This is a genomic window from Kitasatospora sp. NPDC096204 (genome assembly GCF_044763205.1).
Classification (GTDB): Bacteria; Actinomycetota; Actinomycetes; order Streptomycetales; family Streptomycetaceae; genus Kitasatospora.
In genome coordinates this window covers 263865-280857 of the sequence record NZ_JBIWFT010000001.1, presented here as the reverse complement: position 1 = coordinate 280857, position 16993 = coordinate 263865, and the positions used below count along the sequence as shown (strand labels likewise).

Below are 16993 nucleotides of genomic sequence, written 5' to 3'. Positions count from 1 at the left end.
TCCGGCTGTCTTCTCCGAGTTTGCTTTCCGCCTGGTGGGGGGCGGTGCTTTTCCATAACGGTGTGATTCCACGCCGCCGCTATTCGATAACGGCGTCATTTTCCGGGAGGCCGGCCGGGGCTTCCCCGGGGCCGGCCGGGGCGTTCGCCGGGAACGCGCCGAGGCTCCCGCCGGTCGGCGGGAGCCTCGGATGTGCGGGCCGTGCGCGGCGTCAGCCGGCGGCCGTGGGAACGCGGTCGGCGAGCCGGGCGCCCAGTTCCCGGGCCGCCGTCAGGGCGGCCCAGGAGGTGAGCTCGATCAGCGCGGCGTCGCCGGGCCGGCCGCGCCGGAACCCGGCGACCAGACCGTCGTCGACCTGGTACGAGGCCTCGGCGGTCAGCAGGGCCAGCCGGCCGGCCGGACGCTCGTCAGCGGGCAGGGCCGCCACGGCGTCCTCGACCCAGCCGCGGCTGATCCCCGGCGGCCGGCCGTCCCAGTCGGCCAGCCGGTCGGCCAGCAGGGCTCGGACGCCGTCCGGCACCGACCTGGCCCCCGCCGCGTCGACCGCGGCGGCCGCCCGGGCGAAGGCGCCGGCCACGCTGGGGGTGCCCGCCGCCCAGCGCAGGTCCTCCGGCAGCGGCGCGGAGGGCAGCAGGTCGAGCGAGGTCCCGGCCGGCGGGGCGACGCGCGCGCTGCGGCGCATCAGCCGGCCGAGGACCGCCCTCGCCGCCGATCTCGCGGCCGCCGGGAGTCCGGTCGGCAGCGGGCTCGGCGCGAGGAACAGGTTGACCATGCGGTTGAGGTAGTGGAAGGTGACCGCCACCCCGACCAGTTCGGGCACCGCCTGCGCGGAGAACGGCGGCGGCACGCCCTGGTCCCGGTCCGCCCGGAACCAGTCCGCCGACGCCTCGACGGCCGCCCGGGCGCTGCCCGGGGCGGACGCCCCGGGCAGCAGCGCGGCCAGCGTCGTCCCGTGCACCTCCACGCAGTACGGGCAGGAGTTGGCGGCCGAGACCGCCGCGGCCACCGCCTCCTTGGTCGCGCGGTCGACCCGCCCGCCGGCGACCAGGGTCTCCCTCAGCATCACCCAGGAGGCGGCGAGCACCGCCGGCGAGGCGGCGTGCAGGCCGATCGGCGGTGCCAGCATGCCGAACTCCCGCTCGACCTCGGCGAAGACGCCGGCCACCTCCTTCCCCGCGTCGGCCGGCCGCACCGGGGCGACCCGGTGGACCTGCGCCATGGACCTGCGCAGGGCCGGCCGCAGGAACGGCGTCGTCATGTGCGTCCTCCTCGAAGCTCGGTCTGGAGGCCCGGTCCGAAAGGCCGGTCCTGATGCCCGGTCCTGCGCCCGGGCGCTACCGGCGCATCAGGCCGGGCAGCTGCACCTGCACGCCGCGCCGGCCGCTGGTGGCGCCGTCCGGCGCGGGCGCGCCGTACTTGACGTTCACGCCGCGCTGCTGCGCGGCGGCCACGATGCCCGGGATCGCGCGCTCGGCGAGCGCCGAGATGGTCAGCGCGGGGTTGACCGTGAGCGCCCCCGGGACGGCGGAGCCGTCGGTGACGAAGATGCCCGGGTGGTTGCGCAGTTCCTGCCGGTCGTCGAGCGCCGAGGTCTGCGGGTCGTCGCCGATCCGGCAGGACGCCAGCGGGTGCACCGTGTAGGCGCCCACCAGTTCGTTGGTCCACGGCATGACGCGGGCGAGTCCGTCGCGCTCCAGGATGTCCTTCACCACGGCGTCCGAATCGGCCCAGGCGCGCAGGGTGTTGGCGGTCGGCCGGTACGAGATCGGCCCGCGCCCGAGCATCTGCTGGGAGATCCGCTGCGCGTTGCCGGTGGGCGGCGGCGGTCCGAAGACGCCCTCGTTGTCGTCCTCGATCATGGTGAAGACGGTCAGCCAGGACTGCCACTGCCGGACCAGTTCCTTCTTCTCCACGCCGAACCAGCTGGGCCCGCTCGCGTCGGGCACCTGCGCCAGGATGGTGCCGAACCCCGGCGGGAAGTAGAGCTGTTCCAGGGAGAACCGGGAGTGCTCCGGCAGCGAGCCGTCGAGGTTGTCCCAGCTCGCCACGACCGGGCCCTTGCCGATCTGGTTGGCCCGGAACGCCGTGCCGTCGGAGCGCTTGAGCCCCAGCAGGTCGCGGGCCTTGTCCTCGTCGACGATGGCCGTGTTGAGGCGCTCCCCGTTGCCGGAGAAGTAGCGGCCCACGGCGTGCGGCATCTCGCCCAGGGCCGCCTCGGAGCGCTGGAGGATCACCGGGGTGGCGCCGGCGCCGGCGGCGAGCACGACGATCTTCGCGTCGATCGTGCCGCTGCCGACGTGCACCCGGTAGTCCACGTCGTCGACGACGCTGTAGTGCACCCGGTAGCCGCCGTCGTCCGTCCGGGTCAGCTGCTGCACCTCGTGCAGCGGCCGGATCTCGGCGCCGTGCGCGAGGGCCGCCGGCAGGTAGTTCAGCAGCAGGGAGCGCTTGGCGTCGAAGCGGCAACCCGACATCATCCAGTTGCAGTTGGTGCACTTCGCCCGGTCGATGGCGGCCGGGACGGGGTTGGCGGTGCGCCCCGCGTGCTCGCAGGCCGCGGCGAACAGCCCGCCGGAGTAGGTGACGTCGTTCCAGTCCTGCTGGGTGATGGGCAGCGCCTCGGCCACCCGGTCGTACCAGGGGTCGAGGACGTCCCGGTCGATGGCGGCCGGCCACATCCGCCGGCCGATGCTGCCGCGGCGCTCGAAGACGAACCGCGGCGCGCGCGGCATCGCGGCGAAGTACACCACGCTGCCGCCCCCGACGCAGTTCCCGCCGAGCAGGCTCATCCCGTCGCCCACCACGAAGTCGAAGATCCGGGTGTACGAGGAGCCGAGCAGGAAGTCGTGGTCGAAGTCGTCGGCCTTCAGCCAGGGGCCGCGCTCCAGGATGGTGACCTTGGCGCCGCCGGCCGCCAGGTGGTACGCCGCGATCGCGCCGCCGAAGCCGCTGCCCACGATCAGGACGTCGGTGCTCTCGGTGCTTGTCATGCGGGACTCCCTGAAGACGTGGTGTCCGGGTGGGGATCGGCCAGCTGCTTGCCGTACGAGAAGTCGGGGAACCGCCACAGGCCGTCCTCGTCCGGCTTCATGAACCCCATCGCCGTGAGGCCCGGGTGGCCCGCCGCGAGCGCGTCCGCGGTGTGCATGTGGGCGGCGGTGTCGAAGGCCATGTTGGCGAACAGCGCCAGCAGGACCCACAGTTCACGTTCCTGGTGTTCCGTCCCGGTCAGTTCCTGCACCAGGCTGGTCCGGTCCGCGAACGGCAGCGCGACGAACGGCGGCACCGAGTCGTCGAGCCGCAGGCCGTGCCCGTCCGCGTACGCGCTCGCGTGGCGGTTCAGGGCCTGCTCGTAGTCGTCCAGGGCGTCCGACAGTCCGGTCGCCGGCGTCTCCAGCAGCTCGATGGCGCCCGCCTGGACGGCGCCGCCGCCGGTCGAGGCGCCGGCCACCGCCCGGTCGTCGGGGGAACGCTTCTCGCCCGGGACGATCGTGTCCGCGAACGCTTCGAGCGTCATGGTCCGGTAATCGTGTCGATCCGAGGTAGGCGAGCCCACCGGCATCTCCTCAGGGGCTTGTCGAAAAGCGGGCCCGGCACGCACCGGCCGATCCCGATTCGCATACGCGACAGTGGCATCGTGCGCGCAATACGCCCCCGCAAGCATCTCCTGTGTTGCTGATGGGCTCCGGGGCCGTTCAAACATGAATTCCGGGGCAACTCACCGGACGGGCATGCCGAAGGCACTTGCCACCGGACCATTGCGTCTGTCATGTGCCTGCTGCTACGGTCGTCACTTGCTATGGCCGGCGACACTTTTCAGCTTCGCCTTTTCCGAAGGGGGCCTCCCTTCGCTTGCCTGGCACCTCGACAGTCGGCCTGTCAGCGCGGCCTCGACTTTCGTTCCCGATCATCGCAAGGGTGGAATCTCTGTTCATCCGCAGGTGCGGCGGAGAAGCTGGAGTCAATCATGACAACTGCCATCGAGCAAGCTGTTTCCCGGGCCATCGAGACCATGCACGAGAACATCGGCGAGCTGCTGACCATAGACGACATGGCGCAGGCCGCCATGTACAGCAAATTCCACTTCTCCCGTGAATTCCAGCGAATGACCGGAGTTTCGCCGAGGCGCTTCCTCTCCGCCATCCGCCTCGAAACGGCCAAGCGCCTCCTCATCGAAACGTCGTTCACGGTGACCGAGATCAGCCACCGCGTCGGGTACAACAGCGTCGGCACCTTCAGTTCACGGTTCGCCAGCAGCGTCGGCGTCCCCCCCACCGTCTACCGCCAGCTCGGGGGTTTCACTCCCCGGATCGAGGTCGACCCGCGCGGCCTGTCCCGGAGCACGGAACTCTCGGCCTTCCGCGGCGAGATCCGGGCCCCCATCGCGGGGGACCTCGGCCGGGTGTACGTCGGGCTGTTCCCGACCCGCGTCCCCGAGGGACGGCCCGCCGCGTGTACCGTCCTCCCCCGCCCCGGCGTCTTCTTATTCGACCAGGTGCCGGCCGGCACCTGGTTCCTGCTGGCGCACTCCGTCCCGGCCGCGTTCGACGAGATACTGACGGGCGACCGCCCGGTCTCGGTGGGATCGGTCGGACCGATCGAGGTGCGGCCGGACGTGCCGCTGCTGCCGATCGAGCTCCGCCTGCGCCAGGCCCGGGTCCTCGACCCGCCGGTGCTGCTGGCCCTGCTGGACGCCCGGGCGGTGGCACTGACCGCGCGGGCCGCCCCGATCACCGACACCGCCTGAGCCCGCGGCCCCGGGCCCGGCTTCGAACCCGCGTCCGCGGAGCGTTCGGAGCCGGGCCCGGGGCCCACACACGGGGCCCAACACAGGAGCCCCCGCGACGATCCCCGAGGGACGTCGCGGGGGCTTCGCCGTGCGGCCCCGGGGCCCGGTCAGCCGGCCGGGTGCACCGTCATCGGCAGGCCGCCGCCCACCCGCAGCGACAGCATCGGCTCGGCCACCACCCGGTGGCCCGGCACCTTCCTCAGCCGCAGCTCCCGGGCGACCATGGCGATCGTGAACGTCGCCTCCAGCAGCCCGAGGTGGTTGCCGATGCAGAAGCGCGGCCCCGCCCCGAACGGGATGTAGGCGTAGCGCGGCCGGTCGACCGCCCGGTCCCGGTCGAAGCGCTCCGGGTCGAACTGCTCCGGGGCGTCCCAGAACCGGGGGTGGCGGTGCAGGGTGTACGGGCAGATCAGCACGTCGGCGCCGGCCGGGACGTGGTACCCGCCGACCTCGTCGTCCGCCTGGGCCTGCCGCGGCAGGATCCACACCGGCGGGTAGAGCCGCATGACCTCCTCCACCACCATCGAGGTGTACCGCAGGCGGTGCAGGTCCTCGAACTCGGGCAGGCGGTCGCCGAGCACCTCGACGGCCTCGGCGTGCAGCCGGTCCATCACCTCGGGGTGCCGGTCGGCCAGGTAGAAGGTCCAGCCGAGGGTGCTCGCCGTGGTCTCGTGGCCGGCCAGCAGCAGCGTGACCAGCTCGTCGCGCATCCGCTGCCGGGCGACGGCGCGGTCGGGCTCCTGCCGGGTGGCGACGATCAGGCGGGACAGCGCGTCCTCCCCGTCGATCCGGGCGCCGTCGCGGGAGACCCGCTCCGCCACCAGCCGGTCGACCACCCCCTGCAGGTCCTGCCGGGCCCGGCGGAACCGGAGCTGCTTGGTCAGCGGCACCCAGCCGGGCACCATGCCCATGGTGACCATGTCGAACATCGCCTGGTCCTGCACGGCCTCGAAGTCGTGCCCGACCGCCTCGAAGGCGCTGAGGTCGACGTCGAGCAGCGTGCGGCCGAGCACCCCGAGGGTGAGCGCCGTCATCTCGTTGACCACGTCGACCGGCCCGCCGCCCTCGTGCGCCCGCAGCCGGCCCACCAGCTTGGCCGCCTCCTCCGCGACGGCACCGGCCTGTTGGACGATCCGCTTGTGCTGGAAGGCGGGCTGGATCTGCCGGCGCTGCTTGCGCCAGAGCTCCCCCTCGCTGGTCAACAGGCCGTTGCCGAGGGCGCGTCGGGCCTGGGCCAGGCCGATCCCCTTGTGGTAGTTGGCCGCGTTGTCCGCGAGCACGTGCTTGGCGTGGTCGGGGTGGTTGAAGAAGTAGAGCGTCTTGGGGCCCATGGAGATCCGGACCGCGTCGCCGTACTCCGACGCGGCGGCGCGCATCATCTCCAGCCGGTCCCCCACCAGCCTGCGCAGCAGGACGGGGGCGGCCCGGCGCGGCGGGCCCGGCGGGACCTTGCGGGTGGCGGCCATCGCTAGCACCCCCCGACGTTCCGGAAGCGGTCGGCGATGGCCTGGCGCCACAGCTCGAACGCGGGCACCGGGCCCGGCACCGGCTCCGTCGGCCGCAGCTCCTGGGTCACCGCGGCCGCCTCGACGGGCCCCATGCCGCAGAACACCCGGGTGGCCAACTCCGTGTGCGGCACCAGCAGTCCGGCCCGGATCCGGGCCTCGGCCGCGAACGCGCTGCCCTGCGCGACGATCGCCCGGTGCTCGCCGGCCCGGTCCCGGAACGCGCACAGTTCGGCCTCGTCCACGCCCCCGGCGTAGGTGGCCGCCAGCCCGGCCCCGCCGTAGAGGTCGGAGCGCCTGGACTCCGGGAACTTCTCGATCATGGTCGCGACCAGGTCGGGGTCGGTGCCGCCGACGAACCACAGGGCCCGGCCGATGCCCTGGTCGATCGCGCGGCCGGCGTACGACGGGGCGTCGTGGGCCGGCCAGGGGAAGGCCGGGTCCCGGTACTGCCGGTGGACGTACCGGTCGGTGCGGAAGTACGCCTGGTGGAAGCCGTACCCGTCGAGCACCAGCCAGCGCAGCAGCGGGTCCAGCGCGTCGATGTCGGGCCAGCAGAACCTCGGCAGCCGGGCCATCGCCCAGCCGATCCCGACGTAGACCATGTAGACGTGGTCGGCGCCCCGGCCCCGGAGGCAGCGGGCCACCGAGCCGCCGCCGGACAGCCGCAGCCCGTCGAGCATGGCGAAGCCCATTCCGGCGCCCTCGTAGGCGAAGCCGCGGAACCGGTCCGGGATCTCCTCCAGCGGGTATTCCGCCTCCGCCGGGTTCCGGGCCTCCACGGCGTGCGCGTAGCCCTCCAGGAAGCGCGCGCCGACCGTCTCCAGGAGTTCCTGGGCGGCCGGCGACTTCCGGTGGAAACCACGTGTTTCCAATAGCGTCTCAGAGGTGCTCGGAGTGAGAATTCGACGTCGGAGCGTCCGCCATGCAGTGGACACGCCTTACTCCTCTCAGGTCGTCCGCGGGGCGGCCGATCCGCCCCGCGGCTGCTTCGCACCGGCCCTACGCGTCGCCGAAGTGGGCGCGCACGTTCGCCCGCCACCGTTCGTACGGGGGCGGACCGCCGGCGGCGCCCGGGGCGCGGTCGTCCACCGCGCAGTCGTCGGCCACCTTCGCGGCCGCCTCGACCGGCAGGCCGGTCAGGCTGGTCGAGGCGGTCTCGCAGTGCGCGGGGACGAACCCGGCGTACGCGCGCGCCTTGGAGGCGAACACCGAGCCCTGGGCGAGCTGCGCCCGGTGCGGGCCCGCCGCGTCGCACAGCCCGGCCAGGCCGTCGGCGGTTCCGCCGCCGGCGAAGGTCGCGGCCAGTCCCACGCCGCTCCACAGGTCGCCCTGCCGGTCCGCGTCGAACCGCCGCACCGCGTCCGCGACCTGCGCCGGCGAGCCGCCGTGGATGAACCACAGGGCCCGTCCGACGCCCTGGTCGAACGCCCGCGGGAAGTACTCGGGCGCGCCCTGCCACGGGTACGGCTTCGGCCGGCGCTGCTCGTCCACCCAGCGCCGGGTGTGGAAGTAGGCGAGGTCGAAGCCGTAGCCGTCGACGGCCAGCCAGCTCATCGTCGGGTGGTAGGGCGTCCCGGCGAGGTCCGGCAGCACCTTGCGCCACAGCGGCCTCGGCAGCCGCGCCATGGCGAAGCCGATGCCGATGTACGCCAGGAAGATGTGCGGCTGTCCGGGACCGGCCAGCAGGTCCCGGGTGCGGTGGCCCCCGCCCATCGCGTCCAGGACGGTGAAGGCCATGGTGGCGCCCTCGTAGGCGAATCCGCGCTGTTCGGGCTCGACCAGGGCGAGGCGGCGCTCGACCTCCCACTGGCTGCGGGCGTCGATCCCCCACTCGAAGCCGCAGACCACCGCCCGGGGCACCGCCTCCAGCCGTTCGGTGGACTCCGTGGGTGTCACCGGGAACCCGCGCCCGGCGAAGGTCACCGAGGTCAGTGACGGTGTCAGCACCAGTCGGCGCAGCGATCCCAAGGTCGTCGGCACGATCCCTCCCAGGTCCACATCGGGAATTGACGGCTCCTCCATGCTCCTGAGGCCACGTCACGGCCCGCATCTCCACGGTTGCGTTTTCCGCGGCCCGTCTTCGGATCCGCGTCTTCGGGAGTGCTCCGCGTTCCGTCCGTCCGGCCCCGGCCCGGATCCCGGGCGCCACAATGGAACCGGCCCGTACGAGACCGGGTTCCCGGCGTCGTCGGTCCGTCCCCGTCAAGGTCGTCCCACCGAAGGAGAGCCGTATGAGCACGTATCAGCGGAACGCCGAGGCCACGCCCGGGTCGCTCTGGGACCGGGCACCCGACCACCTCGCCTACCGCGGTTCCCGGGAGAACATCACGGCGCTGCTGGGCGACCGGCCCGGGGTGGCCGGGGTCGCGGTGCCCGCCTGTCCGGACTGGACCGTGCTGGACCTGGTCGGCCACCTGCTGGAGGTCTGCCGGACGGTGGCCGCCGACGCGCCCGGCAACCTGTGGGAGGTCCCGCACGCCGACTCCGGCGACGGCCTGGACGGCCTGCTCGCCGAGTGGGCGCGGCTGGACGCCCCGGTGGAGCGGGTGCTCACCGAGTCCCCCCAACTGCGGCACACCATGCTGATGATGGACGCGTTCACCCACGAGATGGACCTGCGGGCCGCGCTGGGGGCGGCGGTGGTCCCGGACCACCCGTCCTACCCCTCGTCGCTGGACCTGGTCGTCCGGGGCTTCGCCGCCGCGGTGCGCACCCAGGGGCTTCCGGCGCTGCGGATCGAGGCGCCGGGGGCCGAGTGGCTGGCCGGCGACGGCGAGCCGGCCGCCGTCCTGCGCGGGCACCGGCACGACCTGCTGCGTTCGCTCACCGGTCGGCGCTCGCTCGACCAGATCGCCGAACTGGCGTGGAGCGACGCGCCGCAGGCCTGGCTGCCCGCGTTCACCTGGGGCCCGTTCCGGCCGCCGGCGCGGCCCGTCGAGGCGGCGGCCGGTCGTTAGGACCGGCCCGACGGCGCTGTGGCGCTGCCCGGTCCGGGCAGCGCCACAGCGCCGTCGTGGTGCGATCCGCGGCGTCTCAGGCCGCGATCGCACCGACCTGCTGCGGCTGCGCGGCCGTCCCCTCCGGGGTGCCCGCCCCGGCGGCCTTGGCCTGCCGGGACTTCTGGACGAGGTGCGCGACCCACCACCCGATCCCGCGCAGGGCGCAGACGATCGTGGTGGCGTAGAACAGGGTGTAGACCACGTTGAACACCATCAGCACCCCGTACACCATGGCGACCGAGGAGCCGAACATGAACTGGGCCTTGGCCTTCATCGGCGTGGTGCCCGGGTCGCTGATCATGTAGTTGGTGAACAGCACGAAGGCGACCCCGGTCATCGCGCCGAGCGCGGAGTACAGCGCGACGTCCCAGATCCAGTGCCGGACGAACGCCTGGATGGCGAACGCGCCGAGCCAGCCGACGATCAGCGGCGTGCGCTTGGTGAGCAGGGCGTTGATCACCGTTCCCGCGGTGGCGATGATCAGCGGGATCATCACGCGGAAGAAGGTGTTCGCGTTCTCGGTGAACTGGTACGGCGGCGAGATGCTGAACCAGGTGCCGAAGCACAGCAGCGACATCGTGATCCCGAAGTTGGACGGGTTCATGTAGTGCCGCATCCGGCCCGCGATCGGCGCCTGGAGGGCGTGCTTGCCGCCGACGCCGATGACCACCCCGAAGAACATCGGCAGCAGCTGGTTGTTGCCGTACGTCAGCATGTTGACCGCGAGCGCCGTGATGTGGGCCGGCAGCAGGAACTCGTAGACCCCGCGCACCCCGCGGCCGCGGAAGCGCGGCGCGCGCCGCTGGGCCCAGGCGCTGATCAGCTCGAAGCAGATCTCGCAGGCGTAGGCGGTGACCACCGCGATGAACGGCCAGAGCCAGGGCTGCTCGAAGCCGAGCAGGGTGTAGCCGAAGGCGTTGAACACGCTGATGGAGATGGCGAAGTTCCGCAGGGCCAGGTAACGCGGGTCCTTCGGTTTCGCGGGGGCGGCCGGCGCGGCCGCCGGGGCGCCGCCGGGAACGGGTTGCGCGGTCGCGCTCATCGGTTCGGGACCTCCTGGACGTCGCTGCTCAGCATGAGGGTGTGCGTACCGGGGTTGATCTGCTCGGTCTTCTCGTGCAGCCCGCCGCTCGCGTCCCGCCACGTCAACTTGACGGTGACCGGGCCCTGCTGGGAGCCGAGACCGAAGCGCACGTCGAAGCTGCGGTAGCCGCCGTGGCCGCCGCCGCCGTCGAGCTGGGAGATCTGCGTGCGGCCGTCCGGGGTCATGACGCACACGGTGGCGTTGTACGCGGGCGCTCCGCTGTTCACCAGGCCCTGGCCCGCCCCGCCCTCGGCGGTCGGACGGTAGAGCCGCAGGTTCAGCTGGTTGCCCACGCTGGGCGCGGTGTTGGCGTAGAAGGCGGGCGGCCCCCACTGGCGGGCGACGGCGAAGTCCAGCCGGCCGGTCCCGGTGGTGTCGCCGGTCGCGAGGCCTCGGGTGGGTGTCGGCACGGCGATGCCCAGCTGGGAGCTGATGTTCACGTACGGGCCGTCGGGGGTCTTGGCGTAGAAGGCGATCGCCTCGTCACCGGCGATGTCGTCGCCCGGCTGGACGTTGGGCCACATCGCGGGGTTGGAGAGCAGGTCGTCGTTGGTCATGGCCATCTCCTGCAGCCACGGCCAGCGGTTGATCTTCCCCTTCACGAAGCCGGTCGCCTGGAGGACGTTGAGGTCGCCGGTGTTGAGGAAGTCGCCCATCTTGGCGTCCCAGCCCCACCCGCTCCAGGCCATGCCGTGCTCCTGGGCCTCCTGGGTGAACGGCGCCACGCCGTCGGCGAGTTTGGCCTTCATGTCGGCCTCGTCCTTCGCCTTGTTGATCCAGACGAAGTTGCTCTCCTCCAGGCCCCAGGCGACGGCGATGTTGCTGACCATCATGTCGAAGTTGCCGTTGCGGCCGAGGTCGCCGAAGTCGACGCCCATGCCCTTGAAGGAGCCGTTGCCCAGCACGAAGGACTTGGGGGTGCTCGGTGTGCGCTCGCCCGTGGCCTCGGTGAACTCGATGTGCCCGGGCGTCGACCTGTTGTACATCAGGTGCCCGTGGCCGAAGTCGTTGGCGATGTACATCTCGGGCAGTCCGTCGCCGGTCAGGTCGGCGCCGGAGATCGCCAGCGTCCAGCCGGTCGAGGCGTCGAAGGGGATCGCGCCCTTCTCCTCCACGTACGACACCGTGGGCTCGGGGCCCGAGGTGCTCTGCTGCCAGCGCAGGACGTGGTCGCCGCCGGCGTTCCTGGCGCTGGACAGCGACTCGTTCATCACGACGTTCTTCAGGCCGTTCGGGTCGAGCACGTCGGAGTCGGGGAAGTAGTTGCCGATGACGATCGACGGGCGTCCACTGCCGTCGAGGTCGGCGACGTAGTCCGCGTCGGTGTTCCAGCGCGGGCCGTGGTACTTCCCGTCCAGCGACTCCGAGGGCACCAGCTCGCGCGGCACGTAGGAGCTCGCGGCCGGGGTCGTGGCGTCCGACCTGGCCATGAACAGGATCGGCGTGCGGCCCCAGTACGTCACCAGGAGGTCCATCCGGCCGTCGCCGTTGAAGTCGCCGGGCGTACAGCCGGTGGGCGCCATGGTGTCGTCCATCGGCAGCGGCTTGCCGTCCAGCACGAAGGGCGTGAAGCGGTCGGCCGGCCGGGCGGTCGGCGTGTACGTCACGACCACGCTGTCGGTCCTGGTGTCGACGATGCACATGCTGTCGGCGACGCCGTGCCCGGTGAGGTCGTTGATCGCGATGCTGGCCCCGACCGAGGAGATCCACGAACGGATCTTCTGGTAGGCCGGGTTGACGTTCCGCACGGTCCTCATCGGCCGCTGGTCGTAGCCGGGCGGCATCGCGATGGGCATCTCCTTGAAGCCGTACTGCTTCGCGACCTGTTCCGCCCCGGCCACCGCGACCGAGCTCCGTGCCGCGAAGAACAGCGAGGTGGCCACCAAGATCACCACCAGGCCGGGTACCAGTCTGCGGAATCGTTCACCGTATGTCACCGAATTCCCCTCTCGGCAGATCGTGTACGACCCTGCTTTTCGCTTCGAGTGCACTGACACGGCCGACTCCGGCGGGAGGAAGAAGTCCCGGGGTCCTGGATCCGCGTTCCCGAAATGCGACGGTGAATCCCACTTCACTCGCAGGTCTACCCCACGAGCATGGACGCCGGGCCCCCGCGGGGGCATCTCTCACATTGCTCACCGAACCCATACCGGCTTTGCCGAGACTTTGCCGAACAGGAGAATCGCGGCGGCGCCGGAAATCGGGAGGTGCGACTTCCCGCCGGCCGGCCGCCGGTATTCCGTCGCGGCGGCCGGGGATCCGTCGCGGCGGCCGGGGAAACGCCGAAGCGCCCTCCGGAGGTGCTCCGGAGGGCGCTTCGGCGGGTGCGCGCGGTGCGGTGCCGCCGGCCGGCGGCGGGGGCGGGTCAGTACCGGTCGGAGGACCCGGGCGGGACGTCGTGGCGCAGCCACCCGGCGGGGTCCACCCGGTGGCGCACCCGGTCCAGCCGCGCGACGGCGGCCGCGGACAGGTGCCCCTGGGGCTGCTCCAGCCGCTCGACCAGGGTCGGCGCGGTCCGGCCGGTGTCCCAGGGCGTCAGAGCGGAGCGGACCTCGGCGCAGTGCGCCCGGACCGCCGCCGTCGTGACCTGGTCGACGGCCAGCCCGCCGGCCGTGAACGCGAAGGCCGCGTCGAGGTGGCTGAGCGCCCCGCCGTTCGGGTCGGGCACCGCCAGCGCGCCGCCGAGCTGCCGGAGTTCGGCGTTGACCAGCGGGGATCCCGAGCCCTCGCCGAGCACCTTGAGGAAGGTCTCGGCGCCGTCCGGGCCGAGGTCGGACAGCAGCAGGTGGTCCCCGAGCACCGGCACCGGGTCGGTCGGGTCCATGTGCGTACGGACCACGGCCGGCGGGGTGGTGGTGCACCAGGTGTCCAGCACCGGCTCGGAGACGGCCCGCAGCGGCCCGAGCAGGTCCGCCGCCTGGCGCTCGGCGGTCGCCAGGCCGTCCTCGGTCGGGCTGAGCACCACGCCGGCCAGGCAGATCACCGGGCCACCGGTCAGCACCGGCGGGATCTCCGGCACGGCCGGCAGGTTCATCACCCGAAACGCGGTGGTGACGGCCTCGGGCGCGTCCCCGCTCCAGCGCAGCCAACGGGACAGCAGCTCGGGGCCGTACGCGGCGGGCCAGAAGGCCGCGCCGGTGACCACCCGGGCCGCCGGGAAGAGCGCGATCTCGACCGCGGTGACGACGCCCAGCCCTCCCCCGCCGCCGCGCAGGGCCCAGAACAGCTCCGGGTCGGCGATCGCCGAGACCCGGCGGAACTCGCCGTCCGGGGTGACGAGTTCGATCACCCGGACGCTGTTCACGGCGAGCCCGGCCCGGCGGCCGTAGAAGCTGATCCCGCCGCGCAGCAGGTACCCGACCACCCCGACGGTGGGCGAGGTGCCGTGCGGCGCGGCCAGCCCGTGCTCGGCGGCGGCCTCGACCACCGCGCCCCAGCGCGTTCCGGCCGGGACGCGGGCGGTGCGGGCCACCGGGTCGACCACGACCGGCCCGGCGGGCTCGGTGCGGATCAGCAGGGCGTCGTCCATCGGCCGGGCCGAGGAGGAGGCGTGCCCGGTGGTGTGCACCCGGACCCACCGCCCGGCGCGGTGGGCGTGCCGCAGCGCCGCCTGGACCTGTTCGACGGTGCGGACGGTCACCGCCGCCGCGGGCCGGACCGGGGCGGCCAGGTTGAACACGGCCGTCGCGGCGGCGTAGGCGCGCTCCCCGGGCAGCGAGACGACCGGATCGGTCTCGGTCATGACACGAACTCCTCGGCTCGACGGGCTACTCGAATCGACGGGCTACTTGACACCGAACCGCGCACGGGCGAGCTCCCGGGTCGTCACCGCGGACAGGAAGACCCCGATCCCGGAGTGGCTGTGCAGGGTGGACAGGTCGCGCCAGACCCGCTCGATCCGCTCGCCCTGCCGCACCGCGCTCGACCCCGCCGTCGGGAACAGCTGCCCCTCCACAGCGTGCCAGCACAGCCGGATCACCTCGCGGCAGATGGTGGCCAGGCGCAGGTCGTGCTCCCGGGTGAAGGCGCCGGGCCCCTGGGCGCAGAGGTCCTGCCACTGGGTGACGGCGTGCAGCACGGCGGCCTCGGCGGTGGCGATCATGCCGGCCGCCTCGCCGTACCAGAACTGGTAGTCCGGGTCCTCGGCGCGGGTGACCACCGGCGGGAAGAGCGTCGTGCGGGACTGCATCAGCTCCCCGTAGGCGTCCAGCGCGCCCTGGGCCATGCCCACGGCGAGCGAGGCGACCTCCAGCACCATGAAGCTGAGCGAGCCGCCGCCGTACTCCGGGTTGCCGTGCAGCCGGTAGCCGGGGGTGCCGCCGTCGACGAGGACCTCGCTCATGTGGGTGCGCGGCAGCGTCAGGTGGTCCGGGACCCGGCCGTCCTCGATCACGATGCTGTGCGAGCCGCTGCCCTTGAGGCCCAGCTGGCCCCCCCAGTCGTCGAGCCGGCGGAACTGGGAGCGCGGGGCGACGAAGAGCATCGGTGCCGGCGGCTCGCCGTCCTCGCCGGGCACCGGGACGTGGCCCATGAAGTGCGTGGCGTACGGCGAGCCCGAGCAGTAGTTCCAGGTGCCGTCGAGCCGCCAGCCGCCGTCCCGCGCCCGCTCGGCCCGGCCGTTCGGCACGATGGTGGCCGGGCAGATGAAGTCGCCGCCGGCGAAGATCTCGGCCTGCGCCCGCTCGCCGAACAGCGAGGCCGCGGGCAGGGCGTGGGTGGCGCCGAGGCAGTACATCCAGCCGGTCGACGGGCAGCCGCGGGCGAGCGTCATCGCCACCCGCAGGAAGGTGTCGATGCCGAACTCGTAGCCGCCGTACCGCTTGGGGACGAGGATCCGGTAGAAGCCGGCCTCCGCGAACGCCTCGTGGGTGTCCTCGGCGTAGTACGTGCGCTGTTCGGTCTCGGCCTGCCGGGCCACCAGGAGCGGCGCGATGGCCTCGGCCCTGGCGATGACCTCCTTCGGCGTCAGACCGGGTTCGGGCGGCTGCGGCGAGCCGGACCCTGCGGCATTCGTGGCGACCGTCATTGCGGCGCGGCTCCTCTACGGTTGGCGCGGGCGTTCCGCCCGGGGCCGGGCGGACATTTCCCGGCCACTGTCGCCCGTGGCGGGGGCGGGGCGCATCTCCCTGATTGCCAGCACGATCGAAGAACCACGGCGGCGGGGGCCGTTGCTACGGTTCCGGGGCGAATTCGCCCCGGAACCAGCGAGAGGAATTCCCCGTGATCTCCGATGGAAAGCCGCAGTCGAACGCACCGGAGAGCAGGACACAGCTCTCCTTCAACCAGGAATTCCTCTGCGGTTTCGACCGCGGCGACGAGGAGGGACCGTTCGGCCCGCACTTCCACATCGTGCACGGCTGGCGCCTGCGCGGGAAGGTCGACGCCGCGACGCTGCAACTGGCCCTGGACGACGTGGTGGTCCGCCACGAGGCCCTGCGCACGGCCATCGTCCGCGGCGAGGGCGAGCGGTACCAGGAGGTCCACCCGCCCACCCCGGTCCCGCTGGAGCTGCGGGAGCTGTCCGGAGCGGACGCCCGGGCCCGCGAGCAGGCGGTCGAGGAGCTGATCACCGAGGTCGAGTCGGGCACCGTCAGCGCGCGCGAACTCCCGCTGCTGAAGGCCACCCTGCTGCGCTTCGACGAGGACGACGCGATCCTGGCGCTGGTCGTCCACCACACCGCCGCCGACGGATGGTCGGTCCGGCTGATCATCCGCGACCTCGCCGTCCGCTACGCCGAGCGCCGCGGGCACCGGCAGCCCGAGCTGCCGGACGCCCTGCCGTACCGCGAGTTCTCGCTGTGGCAGCGGGAGTTCGCCGAGAACCCGGCGCTGGAGGAGTCGCGCGCTTTCTGGCGGGAGCAGCTGGCCGGCGCCCGGATCCTCTCGGTGCCCACCGACCGGCCGAAGTCCTCCGGCCTGCCGGAGTCCACCGCCGTGTACCGCTTCACCGTCGACGAGGACCTGACCACCCGGGCCGTGGAGATCGGCCGGGCGCTGCGCAGCACGCCGTTCATGGTGCTGATGGGCGCGTTCGCGGTGATGGTCGCGCGCTCCACCGGGACCACCCGGGTGGTGGTGCCGACCTTCTCGCCGGGACGCGGCGAGGACCGCTTCCACCACACGGTCGGGCCGTTCTTCAACTTCCTCCCGCTGTGCACGGAGCTGGCCGGGGCCCGCGACTTCGCCGAGGTGGTCACCAGGATCCGCACCACCAGCCTGGAGGCGTACGCCCACGACATCCCGTTCGGCCAGATCCTCGCCCAGGCACCGGAGTTGATGCTGCCGACGCTGGAGGACGAGCGGGCCGCCTGCGTCTTCCAGGTCTTCCCGTTCCCGTTCCTGCTGGACGGCGAGCTGATCGGGGACCTGGAGTTCACCGAGGTGCGCCGCCGGCTCACCTCGCAGCCGGTGGGCTCGGACGTGCCCAACGGCGCGCTGTGGACGCTCAACCTGGACCCGGCCGGTGACGTCGTCGCCGGCATCCAGTACAACAGCAACCTCTACGACGAGAGCACCATGGCGGAGCAGGTGGACCGCTTCCGCGAGGTGCTGCGGGAGCTGGTCGGCGCGCCGGACGCGCCGCTGGAGCTCGGTGCCGGGAACTCCTGAGTAC

General features: G+C 72.7%; 13 protein-coding genes. 3 read left to right on the top strand and 10 right to left on the bottom strand.

Translation table 11 applies throughout. The features are described 5' to 3' along the window. Window positions 1-211: 211 nt before the first annotated feature. From ACIQ87_RS00985 to ACIQ87_RS00975, 3 genes are all read right to left on the bottom strand, one after another. Window positions 212-1258, bottom strand: coding sequence for a carboxymuconolactone decarboxylase family protein (locus ACIQ87_RS00985; RefSeq protein WP_402399589.1), 1047 nt, complete (start codon window positions 1256-1258; stop codon window positions 212-214). Between the two features lie 76 nt (window positions 1259-1334). Next, window positions 1335-2990, bottom strand: coding sequence for a GMC family oxidoreductase N-terminal domain-containing protein (locus ACIQ87_RS00980; protein ID WP_402399586.1), 1656 nt, complete (start codon window positions 2988-2990; stop codon window positions 1335-1337). After that, a complete protein-coding gene (locus ACIQ87_RS00975; protein ID WP_402399583.1) occupies window positions 2987-3517 on the bottom strand; it encodes a DUF5987 family protein in 531 nt (176 codons plus the stop codon). The genes ACIQ87_RS00980 and ACIQ87_RS00975 overlap by 4 nt, the downstream gene beginning before the upstream one ends. A 450-nt stretch (window positions 3518-3967) precedes the next feature. On the opposite strand from ACIQ87_RS00975, the gene ACIQ87_RS00970 reads away from it, so the two are divergent. After that, window positions 3968-4747: a helix-turn-helix transcriptional regulator gene (locus ACIQ87_RS00970; protein WP_402399580.1), complete on the top strand. Its 780-nt coding sequence runs from the start codon at window positions 3968-3970 to the stop codon at window positions 4745-4747. 149 nt (window positions 4748-4896) lie between these two features. Here the strand turns inward: ACIQ87_RS00970 and ACIQ87_RS00965 are convergent, their stop codons facing one another. The 3 genes from ACIQ87_RS00965 to ACIQ87_RS00955 form a co-directional block, all read right to left on the bottom strand. Beyond that, window positions 4897-6255 (bottom strand): cytochrome P450, encoded by a 1359-nt coding sequence (locus ACIQ87_RS00965; protein ID WP_402399577.1) that lies wholly within the window; start codon window positions 6253-6255, stop codon window positions 4897-4899. 2 nt (window positions 6256-6257) lie between these two features. Continuing rightward, entirely contained in the window at window positions 6258-7232 is a 975-nt protein-coding gene (locus ACIQ87_RS00960; RefSeq protein WP_402399575.1) for a DUF1702 family protein, read from the bottom strand. Window positions 7233-7296: 64 nt separating this feature from the next. After that, window positions 7297-8277, bottom strand: a complete 981-nt coding sequence (locus tag ACIQ87_RS00955; RefSeq protein WP_402399572.1) for a DUF1702 family protein — start codon at window positions 8275-8277, stop codon at window positions 7297-7299. Window positions 8278-8528: 251 nt separating this feature from the next. On the opposite strand from ACIQ87_RS00955, the gene ACIQ87_RS00950 reads away from it, so the two are divergent. Further along, window positions 8529-9254, top strand: a complete 726-nt coding sequence (locus ACIQ87_RS00950; RefSeq protein ID WP_402399569.1) for a maleylpyruvate isomerase family mycothiol-dependent enzyme — start codon at window positions 8529-8531, stop codon at window positions 9252-9254. 76 nt (window positions 9255-9330) lie between these two features. On the opposite strand, the gene ACIQ87_RS00945 is transcribed toward ACIQ87_RS00950, so the two are convergent. From ACIQ87_RS00945 to ACIQ87_RS00930, 4 genes are all read right to left on the bottom strand, one after another. After that, window positions 9331-10338, bottom strand: coding sequence for an enediyne biosynthesis protein (locus ACIQ87_RS00945; RefSeq protein ID WP_402399566.1), 1008 nt, complete (start codon window positions 10336-10338; stop codon window positions 9331-9333). Next, the gene (locus ACIQ87_RS00940; protein WP_402399992.1) at window positions 10335-12272 is read right to left on the bottom strand and encodes an FG-GAP repeat domain-containing protein; all 1938 of its coding nucleotides are present in this window, start codon (window positions 12270-12272) and stop codon (window positions 10335-10337) included. The genes ACIQ87_RS00945 and ACIQ87_RS00940 overlap by 4 nt, the downstream gene beginning before the upstream one ends. Before the next feature lie 473 nt (window positions 12273-12745). Further along, on the bottom strand, window positions 12746-14122 hold the full coding sequence (locus ACIQ87_RS00935) for an FAD-binding oxidoreductase (protein WP_402399563.1): 1377 nt from the start codon (window positions 14120-14122) through the stop codon (window positions 12746-12748). 42 nt (window positions 14123-14164) lie between these two features. After that, window positions 14165-15406 (bottom strand): acyl-CoA dehydrogenase family protein, encoded by a 1242-nt coding sequence (locus ACIQ87_RS00930; protein WP_402399560.1) that lies wholly within the window; start codon window positions 15404-15406, stop codon window positions 14165-14167. A gap of 194 nt (window positions 15407-15600) precedes the next feature. Here ACIQ87_RS00930 and ACIQ87_RS00925 point away from each other — a divergent pair, with 194 nt between their 5' ends. After that, window positions 15601-16989 carry a condensation domain-containing protein gene (locus tag ACIQ87_RS00925; RefSeq protein WP_402399557.1) on the top strand — a complete coding sequence of 463 codons (1389 nt, stop codon included), beginning with the start codon at window positions 15601-15603 and terminating at the stop codon, window positions 16987-16989. Window positions 16990-16993: the final 4 nt, after the last annotated feature.

Coding starts and splice junctions, on each gene's coding strand:
- ACIQ87_RS00950 (WP_402399569.1), top strand. CDS start 8,529: ATGAGCACGTATCAGCGGAACGCCGAGGCCACGCCCGGGTCGCTCTGG.
- ACIQ87_RS00945 (WP_402399566.1), bottom strand. CDS start 10,338: ATGAGCGCGACCGCGCAACCCGTTCCCGGCGGCGCCCCGGCGGCCGCG.
- ACIQ87_RS00935 (WP_402399563.1), bottom strand. CDS start 14,122: ATGACCGAGACCGATCCGGTCGTCTCGCTGCCCGGGGAGCGCGCCTAC.
- ACIQ87_RS00975 (WP_402399583.1), bottom strand. CDS start 3,517: ATGACGCTCGAAGCGTTCGCGGACACGATCGTCCCGGGCGAGAAGCGT.
- ACIQ87_RS00970 (WP_402399580.1), top strand. CDS start 3,968: ATGACAACTGCCATCGAGCAAGCTGTTTCCCGGGCCATCGAGACCATG.
- ACIQ87_RS00980 (WP_402399586.1), bottom strand. CDS start 2,990: ATGACAAGCACCGAGAGCACCGACGTCCTGATCGTGGGCAGCGGCTTC.
- ACIQ87_RS00930 (WP_402399560.1), bottom strand. CDS start 15,406: ATGACGGTCGCCACGAATGCCGCAGGGTCCGGCTCGCCGCAGCCGCCC.
- ACIQ87_RS00985 (WP_402399589.1), bottom strand. CDS start 1,258: ATGACGACGCCGTTCCTGCGGCCGGCCCTGCGCAGGTCCATGGCGCAG.
- ACIQ87_RS00965 (WP_402399577.1), bottom strand. CDS start 6,255: ATGGCCGCCACCCGCAAGGTCCCGCCGGGCCCGCCGCGCCGGGCCGCC.